Consider the following 9,330-nt stretch of genomic DNA (forward strand, 5'->3'; position numbering starts at 1 on the left):
ATTATCATCATTATACCCCTGGGGGGAAAGGAGCATACTATGCAGATAGAAGGATATGACTTCCCGGATGGGATCCTGTACCACGGTGAGCATGCCTGGGCCAGGATCGAGAGCCCTGAGCGCGTAATCATCGGCATGAACGATTTTTTCCAGAAGTCTGCCGGCGAGATTGTCTATGTCGATCTTCCTTTTGAAGATGACGAGGTGGAGAAGGGTGAAACCTGCGGGAAAATCCAGTCGGGCAAATGGGTGGGCAAGCTCGTGGCGCCCCTTTCAGGGGTGGTGACCGAGGTGAACTCGGCCCTTGAGGATGACCCTTCCCTTATCAACAAGAGCCCTTACGGTGACGGCTGGATTGCCGTGATAAAACCCTCGGCCCTCGAAGAGGCGAAGGCGGAGCTTCTCGCCACCGCCGCAGCCATCGAGAGCTGGCTGCGCACAGAGATACAGAAAGCCGAAGAGCTTAAGAAGAGATAGGCATTCCAAGCCTTTGCTTCCGGAGGTGGAAGATGTCCTCTGACGATTTTCTCTCTTCCCTCACCGGGGAGGAGAAGGAATTTTTCGCTTCCTTTCACCGTCCCATAGATATCCAGAGATTTCTTGATACGGTGCGTTACAATGACGGCTACAACTGGAAATCTCCCCGCCAGGCCCTCCTCGAGGGCACGGCGAACTGCGGAGAGGGCGCCCTGATTGCCGCCGCAGCCTTCAAGTTCATGGGCGCCGAGCCCCTGGTGATGGACATGGGCGTTGTGGACGACGACGATCACCTCGTGGCCCTCTTTAAGCATGACGGGCACTGGGGCGCCGTGGCCAAGTCCAACACGACGCTGCTGAGATTCCGGGAGCCTGTCTTCAGAAGCGTGAGAGAGCTCGCCATGTCCTATTTTGAGTTCTATTTCAACGTGAAGGGCTTCAAGAGCCTGCGCAGGTTCTCCCTCCCGATAAACCTTGACGGCCTCGAGCCCCGTGACTGGGTCACCACCGCGGCGGATCTCAACATTTACAATGAACAGTTTGCACGCCTTCCCTATGAATCGATCCTCACCATCAAGATGGAAGAGAACCTCACGATTGCGGAGCCAGATGTAAGGAAGGCCTGTTTCCTCGGCGCCAGCAAGACAGGCCTTTATGTCCCCCCCGGCTGCGATATCGAGGAGCTGGTCTGACAGGCTAGAAATCGGGTCTGATTATCATCATTACCACAAATCTCCCTCTTGCCAGCTCCATACCACCTCTTGGCGACCTTTCCTGTATAAGGTTGCCTCCCTTCATATATAATAGAGAAAAAGAGAGCTTTCGGAGGAGAAGATTATGATGATGACAGCCGCAATGGGAGCGCTCCAGACCACGGCCCCGATGCCTCATGGCGCACCTGACTGCCCGGGCGCTGCCGCCATTGAGCTCGAGGAAGTACCTGACCAGCTTCAATTGATGATAGATAAACGCGAAGAGAGACTGGAATCCCGCAGATCAATGCTCGAATCGGCGAGGCATGAAGAGGATTCCTGGAAAGACATATCGGAAAAGCAGCTCAAGACCCTGAATAAATGGGCCCGCGAGGACAAGTACCTCAGAAAGGCCGAGAAAGCGACCAAATTTACCGGAATTCCTTCGCCGACAATAATGATCCTGGGCGGAGTCATTCACAACCCGATTGTCGCGGCAGTGGGCGCCGTTCTGCTTCTTGGCTCCATCGCGGTGAAGGAGTTTTCAAAGAGAAGGATTGCAAAGATTGACAGGGAATTCGAGCCCCTCAAAAGGGAATACGAGAGCTCGGCGGCCACCTGCAACAGGGCAGCGGACAAGAAGACCCGCCTTGAGACCGAAGTGATGCAGCTTGAAAATGAATGCGCCTCCCTGAAGGCAAGGAAAGCACAGGCGGAGAGCGATATAAGAAATATGGCCGGGAGCCTTGAGCGCGGGCCTGAGGAGCTCTATAACGATGATGAGTACCTCGTCATCGGCGGGATAAGGCTCGACAAGAAGCTTTACAATAATTAAAGCCTCCCGCCAGTGAGAGCTGACGGGAGGCTTTTTCGCAGGCCTGTGATGGCCCTGTTACTTTATGATTTTCAGGATTTCCTCGTTGATGCGCGGGCATTTCTTATCAACGAAGGACTTCACCTTCTTCTCGATGTCGGGGAACTCCCCGATGGCGGCTTTCCTCAGTGACTCCCTGAATCCCGGGCTGTGGGTGTCGATTGAGGCCACGGCATCGGCAAGGAGCCTGGGAAAATTCTTGTCCCTGGCGGCGCGGAGATCTTTAAAGAAATCCTCGTGGGCGGCCTTGAACTCCTTCCCATGCTTTTCCCTCCAGTCTCCTGCGGCGAGCACAAGGTCCCTGGGGAGATCGGGGTATTTCTTTTCCACCATCGTGAGGACGTCTTCGGTGAACGAGAGGACCTCGGAAGAATGCTTCTCAATGGCGAAGGCGATGACGGTCCTGCGGAGGTCCTTTATCCTTGAGTGGAATTTGCCATCTATTCTCTCAAAAAGCGCTCCGGCGAACTTGGGGTTCTGCTTCATTATCTCGCGGAAGTGGCGCGGGCCCCTTTCCTGCGTGGAGAGAGCAGAGAGCACCTCAGGATACTTCTCCTGCGCAAGACTCCTCGCCTCGATCCTCATCTCTATGAAAAGGGTGGGATCCTTCTTCAACGCCGTATCGATGGCATCTCTCGCTATGGTAAGCGAAAGGCCGGGATATTTGTCCTTCATTATGGTGAGGCAGTCTGTCGCCACCTGGGGGTACTTTTCATTTATGACGGCGGAAAGGCTTTTCCTGAGACCGTTCTCCTCGTGGAGCTTTTTGAAGTCCTCGGGCACGGCAGAGTATTTTTCAGTAAGGAGCGTCTTTACTTCCTTCCTGAATTCCTTTGCGGGCCCCTCGTAAGACTTCTCGAGATCGCCTGCAACGTCAAGATAAAGCCGGGACAGGGCCTTGCCGTCCATTTTCTTCAGAGTCCTTATCTGCGACTTGAGAAAGCGGGTAGTAAAGCCTGGGTAGGCTTCAGCAAGGGAGAGGTAGAGTTCCCTCTGAAGGGAAGGGTAGTTCTTCTGCACCATATCCCGCACTTCGGCTCTCTTTGCCGACGGGGCGTTGATAAGGGAGTTCCTGGTCGAGTCGGGGAGCACCTGTGCCTGGAGCGCCAGGCACATCACTATCACTCCTGCGATAATCATCGAGATGAGAAACACTTTTTTCATTGTACACCTCCAGAAACGATTTTTGAGATCCGGACCTTTATCATCATTCTAGCAGCCCTCGGTAAAAATCGGATGGGGAATTGTAAAGGAAATGTAAAGATTGGAGGTATTTGGCCAAAATGGCCGAAAATACTATCGGGCGCACCTGTGCCTCACTGGCTGAAGGAGGGGGAATATGGAGAAGAATCACCAGGCACTCGATCATGCTATAAGAACGCAGTGGGAGCAGAATCCCGAGATAAAGATGGACCTCAAGACCTATATTAGGACCCTGGGCGAGCATCTCCTCAGTGAACCGGAATACGACAAGGATGCCCTTAACGAGGTGCTGGACACCGTCAGCACCGATATCAGGGATATCAGGCAGAACTTCACCGGCGAGACGCCATCAGGCCTTGAGCCGGTGAGGGATTTTATGGTGGAATCACTCGATCTCTACATGCAGAGCCTCGACGATATGAGGAAATACGTGGACTCCGAAGACAGGGACTCCCTCAATGACGCCATTGTGAGGGCCGAAGAGGCAGAGGATATCATGGGTGCCATCGAGCAGGTGATCCAGGAGCACAGGGACTGGCTTGCCGAAATGACAGAAGCCTGAGAGTATGGAAGAGAGAGCCCGCCCCCTCCCCCAGGCCCATGAGAAAAACCTTGGCGATTATCTGATCCAGCTTGCAGAGGATGTGGCTCTGCGCAGGATTTCCCCCGTGAAGGCTCTCCAGATACTCGAGGACATCAGCGCAGAGCTTGAAGAGCTTGACGCCTTCTACGGGACACCTTCAGAGGAAGCCGTTGAGCCTGTAAGATGGCGGATGGAGCAGGCACTTGGCCTGTTCATAAACGGCATTGATGAGATGAGAGCTTCTCTTGAGGCAAAGGAAACAGGGCTCAGGGAATCAACATCTGAAGCATTCAGAAAAGCCTCAGGGATCCTTGAGGTACTGGATATGGTCATAAAAGAAGTACTACCGGAAGAGGAGCAGTGATGGAGGGAAAGCGCTACCTCACCTCCGAGGAGATCATGAAAGAAGCCGAGGCCCTGGGCATTCCTCTTGTGGAGAGAAAGCTCAAGTATTACGTGACCCTCGGCCTCCTGGAGAAGCCCGCCAGGAACCCGCGGAATGCCGGGATGGAACTCGACGGGAGAGTGGCCTATTTTTCCGTCGGCACCCTGGAGCGTCTCCGCAAGATAAAAGAGCTCCAGGATTCAGGCTTCACCCTCCCCCAGATAAAGAAATATTTCGAGAACGAGCTCAAGCCTGCTCTCACCGAGTTTCTGGAAGGGAAGGGGCATGCCGCCGTGCCAGCCGACACCGTGGCGAAGGCTTTTCTAGGCGACGGCATGAGGGAGGCCTTCAGGAAGTTCCAGGCGAGAATCCGTGACGAAGGTGGGGAAGAGGCATTCCAGGAGGCTGCATTCTCTTACTACGAGGACATCCTCTCCCAGCTTCTCGGCAGAAAAAATGCCGCGAAATACGTGAAGGACTTCCTGAGAAGCGCCTCTCCCGCCGAGAGGGAGAAGAAGCTCGAACCCCTCAGACGATGGAAGGAAGGGCTCGCAGGAGCACAGAAGGCAGGAAAGTCGCCGTTCTCTAAGGTTCTGGAGCAGATGTGCTCATCGCTTGAGAAGGGAGACTTCAGGGCAGGCGACATCATGGAGAAGCTCCAGGAGCTTGCCGAGAAAATCCAGGCCCTCCAGGAAAAATACCGGGAGCGGACCAGGCTTTTCTCCGAAGCCTTCGAGATATCGAAGTTCATGCGCTCCATCTTCTGGGCCTATCTCAAGGCCCTCCTCGAGATAGAGGCCTTCGTGAAGAACGGCGAGGTGCGCCATATTGAGAAAGCTCGCCTCCTCTTCTCAAAAGCTGACCTCATGCTCTCCTCCGTGGAAGACCTCGTGGCGAGGGTGAAGGAGCTTGTGAGCCTTGCCGACGAAGTGGGGAAGCTCTGAAAGAGTTCAGCCCCACATGGCAGGCTTCGGCAGTATGGCCAGTAAACATTCTCCCGGCCTCTCTGAACGGTAATTCCCAGAAATGCTCACTCAGTATAATGCTTTTGAAAAAGCCCATCCATATCAGTATGCCCCATTTCGTGATCATGGCACTCATTTTCACCTTTAAAAAACAAGTTGAAATAAATGCTGAAAGCTCTTTACAAATAACTTCTCATATGATATAATACAGTTAAGATGTTAACAAAATAAGTGTTAGCAAATACAAGGAGGAACAAAAATGGACATCAGCGAAAACCTCTCACTCCGCCAGATGGATTACCAGGCCTATATCCAGGCCCGTGAGGCAAGAAAGACCGAAGCTCTTGTAAAGCTCCAGGAGACTGCGCCAGTCTCGCAGGTAAAGGAACTCACGGAAGCCGAGAGGGCTCTGGGCGTTGCTTACCTGAACACCTCCCTCAGCGCAGTGGACAAGCTCAATGCTCCCAGATACTCTCACGATATGACGGGAATCTTTCCTTTTCCTTATGATGATATGCTCATATCCTTTGTCACCACTCCCAGGGAGCAGGACAACGAGGAGGCACAGTCGGTAAAAAGCGAGTACCGCGAGCTTTACCAGGAGATAAAGAAAGGCCTTGCCTTCGCCCAGCAGCTGGTAAAGAAGCTGGGGCCCGGCACCCACACGCTTACTGATAAAAATGGGAAACCGGTCGCCACTGTCACCATTGCCATGGACAGGGGTGGGAACGTGAACGTGGACATCGCCAGGAATGACGGGACCAGGGAGACCATCTCCTACAACACCCTTCATCCTGGAAGCTGCACCATCGAGAAAACAGGCAAGGACGGCACCACCGAGACTCTTGACCGTGACGGCACCACGGTATCCCGCTCGAAGAACGGCGTGACAGATCGCTACTCGATTGACGAATTCGGCCGCCCCGTGAGGGAAAAAAGCGGCCCCGGCGACGACGACTATAGGAAGACCGTGGTGAATCCCGACGGGAGCACCGATGATTACAACCTGATTTATAATGACGAGGAAGGGAATCCCATTTACGAGCATACTCACAAGGATCCCAAGGGAGCGAAATACCAGGATGAAGGAGCCGGCAAGGCCATCGAGGCCCTCAAGGCCGAGCTTGCCAAGAATCCCCACAAGAAAGTCTCAGGGGAGGAGATGGAAAAGCTCATCATCAATGCCACTGCGGATTTCGACGGCCAGGCCGCAGGCAAGGAATATGATGACCTCAAGAAATTCGTCAACTCCATCATGGCGCGCCTCTCGCCTGAGGCAAAAGCGGTATGGGCCATCTATGAGAAGCATGTGCAGCAGGCCCGCGCCAAGGGGCAGACCGGTATTGACCAGCAGGATTATGAGCAGATGAAAAAGGAGATGAAGGAGGCAGGGAACCCTTACAAGGACGAGGGCGCCGGCCAGGCCATCGAGGCCCTCAAGGCCGAGCTGGACAAGAATCCCCGCAGGAAAGTCTCCGGCGAGGAGATGGAGAAGCTCATCATCAATGCCACTGCGGATTTCGACAACCAGGCCGCAGGCAAGGAATATGATGACCTCAAGAAATTCGTCAACTCCATCATGGCGCGCCTCTCGCCTGAGGCAAAAGCGGTATGGGCCATCTATGAGAAGCATGTGCAGCAGGCCCGCGCCAAGGGGCAGACCGGTATTGACCAGCAGGATTATGAGCAGATGAAAAAGGAGATGAAGGAGGCAGGGAACCCTTACAAGGACGAGGGCGCCGGCCAGGCCATCGAGGCCCTCAAGGCCGAGCTGGATAAGAATCCCCGCAAGAAAGTCTCCGGCGAGGAGATGGAAAAGCTCATCATCAATGCCACAGCGGATTTCGACGGCCAGGCTGCAGGCAAGGAATATGATGATCTCAAGAAATTCGTCACCCAGTACGGAAGCAGGCTCTCTCCCGATGCCCGCGCAAAGTGGGCAGTCTATGAGAAGTACGTTGAGCAGGCCCGCGCCAAGGGGCAGACCGGTATTGACCTGCAGGACTATGAGAAGATGATAGAGGAGATGAACAGGACGGGCTACAAGGATGCCGGCGCCGGCCAGGCCATTGAAGACCTCAAGGCGCAGAATCCTTCGGAAATAAGCGGCGATCAGGTCTATCACCTCATCATCAGGGCTACGCAGGATCCCGATAATCAGGCTGCGGGGAGCGAATTTGACGACCTTCAGAAATTCGTCAAGGAAAACTGGTCAAAGCTCTCGCCTGAAGGCAAGGCAGTGTGGGAAGTCTACGAAAAATATGTCGAGGAGTCCCGTTCCATGGGACAGACGGGTATTGATCAGGAGCGCTACCAGGAGATGGTGAAAGAGATGAACGAGGCCAGGCAGAGCAGGCGCTGATAAGGGCACTCCCGTGAGGCAGCTTGGTGAAGGGAGGGCTGCCTCCCTTCACTCTTCACTTTACCGATTTGATAATGGAGTGATATAATGAGAGGAGAGTCATCATTTCAATGGTGAGATGACTCTCCCGGCCATACTAATAAGGGTGATGCTATGAACTTCGGGATGATAGGCGACAACAGCAGCATAAAGAAGCTCCCCTCGACCTATGACGAGATCGCATCGATCCGCTCCGGGGGGGAAGAGAAAACTGCCTCTGAAAGCAGGGAGTCCTCTGATGCGGTGAGCCTCGAGGAAGGTGACAGCGAGCACTCCTATGAAACGGTGAGCCGTGAGACACGGGAAGATCTGAAAAATGCCAGCTCCGAAGCAGCGGACCAGAAGACGGAGTTCCTGAAAAGAGCCCAGGACGACATTGAAAAGCTCAACAAGGAGACCACCAGGAAAGCCGATGAGCAAGTGAAGGCCGAGCGGGAGACAGAGCGTGAGCTCCAGGCCCAGCGCAGGACAGAGAGACAGGAAGAGGCCAGAAAGGCAGTTGAGGAATTCAAAAAGCAGCATATATCGGGTGAAACGGACCAGCAGAGCCTTCTTAAATACTGCGATGAGATGCTTTCAAAGACAAAGCTGGGCATAGACAAGGAGAAGACGCCGCAGCAGCTCCGGCAGGGCGGGGAACAGGAGCCTGACGAGGCGATTTTTGACCTCAGGAAGAAGCTCTCGACGGTGTTCAAGCAATCGCCCAGGGAGAGCGAGAAGCCCGACCAGTACCTTCCCCACAGGAATGCCGCAGGGTTTTCAAAGCCGGGCGGGAGCCCTCCCCCCGGCAGCGAGAAGAGCCCTGCTGCTGAATCTCATCTCCCCGGGGCGGAGGCGAAACCCCAGGCGCAAGATACGGACCTGCCGCACACACCCCTGCCTCTGCTTGATAAATTCAAGCTCCCTGACCTCAAGCTCCCTTCCCAGGAGCCTGGATTAGCCGAGAAATTTTACAAGGCAGCAGGGAAGGATGGGGCGCTCCTTCTGGGTGAGATGGCTGACAACAAGGAGGAGGGCAAGGCTCTTCCTGAGCTAATAAAGAAGGGCGCCGATTCCCTTCATGGAAAGGCTCTCATGGCTTCTTTCAGCGATGCCGTTGCAAGTCCTGCCACAAGGCAAAAGGCCGGCGCCCTGCTGGGGGATATTTCCAAAGACCCTGCCATGGCAAAAGATTTTTTAAAAGCCCAGATTGAGACTCTCAAGACTCCCGGGGGGAAGGACTCCCTTATCACTTTCTACCAGGAAGCCTCAAAAGATCCGCAGCTTTCGCAGACCATGCTCACCAGTCAGCTTACGCTCCTTCGATCCGAAGAAGGGAAAAAGGCCCTTGCAGAGTTCCACCGGGAGGCGGCTAAAGATCCTTCGCTGGCATCGCAGCTTTTTTCGGGCCAGGCATCGGCACTGAAGACCGATGAAGGCAAAAAGGCATTCACGGAGATTTACCGCGAGGCAGCAAAGGATCCCAATGTGGCATCGCAGTATATTTCGGGCCAGGCATCGGCGCTGAAAACCGATGAAGGCAAAAAGGCTTTTACAGAGCTTTACCGGGAGGCAGCAAAGGATCCCCAGGTGGCTTCGCAGCTTATATCATCTCAGGCAGCATCGCTGAAGACCGATGAAGGCAAAAAGGCTTTTACAGAGCTTTACCGCGAGGCAGCAAAGGATCCCCAGGTGGCTTCACAGCTTATATCATCACAGGCAGCATCGCTGAAGACCGATGAAGGCAAAAAGGCTTTTACAGAGCTTTACC

General features: G+C 54.3%; 9 protein-coding genes. 8 read left to right on the plus strand and 1 reads right to left on the minus strand.

The genetic code is table 11. From position 1 onward, the window contains the following. Positions 1-39: 39 nt before the first annotated feature. The 3 genes from RDV48_06205 (at position 40) to RDV48_06215 (ending at position 2,004) form a co-directional block, all read left to right on the plus strand. Positions 40-477, plus strand: coding sequence for a glycine cleavage system protein H (locus tag RDV48_06205; GenBank protein ID MDQ7822370.1), 438 nt, complete (start codon positions 40-42; stop codon positions 475-477). A gap of 32 nt (positions 478-509) precedes the next feature. Further along, a complete protein-coding gene (locus RDV48_06210) occupies positions 510-1,169 on the plus strand; it encodes a hypothetical protein (protein MDQ7822371.1) in 660 nt (219 codons plus the stop codon). A 145-nt stretch (positions 1,170-1,314) separates the two neighbouring features. Next, positions 1,315-2,004 (plus strand): hypothetical protein, encoded by a 690-nt coding sequence (locus tag RDV48_06215; GenBank protein ID MDQ7822372.1) that lies wholly within the window; start codon positions 1,315-1,317, stop codon positions 2,002-2,004. Between the two features lie 57 nt (positions 2,005-2,061). Here the strand turns inward: RDV48_06215 and RDV48_06220 are convergent, their stop codons facing one another. After that, positions 2,062-3,207, minus strand: a complete 1,146-nt coding sequence (locus tag RDV48_06220) for a hypothetical protein (protein ID MDQ7822373.1) — start codon at positions 3,205-3,207, stop codon at positions 2,062-2,064. A gap of 175 nt (positions 3,208-3,382) precedes the next feature. On the opposite strand from RDV48_06220, the gene RDV48_06225 reads away from it, so the two are divergent. From RDV48_06225 to RDV48_06245, 5 genes are all read left to right on the plus strand, one after another. Continuing rightward, positions 3,383-3,808, plus strand: a complete 426-nt coding sequence (locus RDV48_06225) for a hypothetical protein (GenBank protein ID MDQ7822374.1) — start codon at positions 3,383-3,385, stop codon at positions 3,806-3,808. Positions 3,809-3,812: 4 nt separating this feature from the next. After that, positions 3,813-4,193 carry a hypothetical protein gene (locus tag RDV48_06230; GenBank protein ID MDQ7822375.1) on the plus strand — a complete coding sequence of 127 codons (381 nt, stop codon included), beginning with the start codon at positions 3,813-3,815 and terminating at the stop codon, positions 4,191-4,193. Further along, positions 4,193-5,158, plus strand: coding sequence for a MerR family transcriptional regulator (locus RDV48_06235; protein MDQ7822376.1), 966 nt, complete (start codon positions 4,193-4,195; stop codon positions 5,156-5,158). The genes RDV48_06230 and RDV48_06235 overlap by 1 nt, the downstream gene beginning before the upstream one ends. Positions 5,159-5,438: 280 nt before the next feature. Continuing rightward, entirely contained in the window at positions 5,439-7,541 is a 2,103-nt protein-coding gene (locus RDV48_06240) for a hypothetical protein (protein ID MDQ7822377.1), read from the plus strand. A 153-nt stretch (positions 7,542-7,694) separates the two neighbouring features. After that, a partial coding sequence (locus RDV48_06245) for a hypothetical protein (protein ID MDQ7822378.1) occupies positions 7,695-9,330 on the plus strand: 1,636 nt, incomplete at its 3' end.

Source organism: Candidatus Eremiobacterota bacterium (genome assembly GCA_031082125.1).
Lineage (GTDB): Bacteria > Vulcanimicrobiota > CADAWZ01 > CADAWZ01 > Ess09-12 > Ess09-12.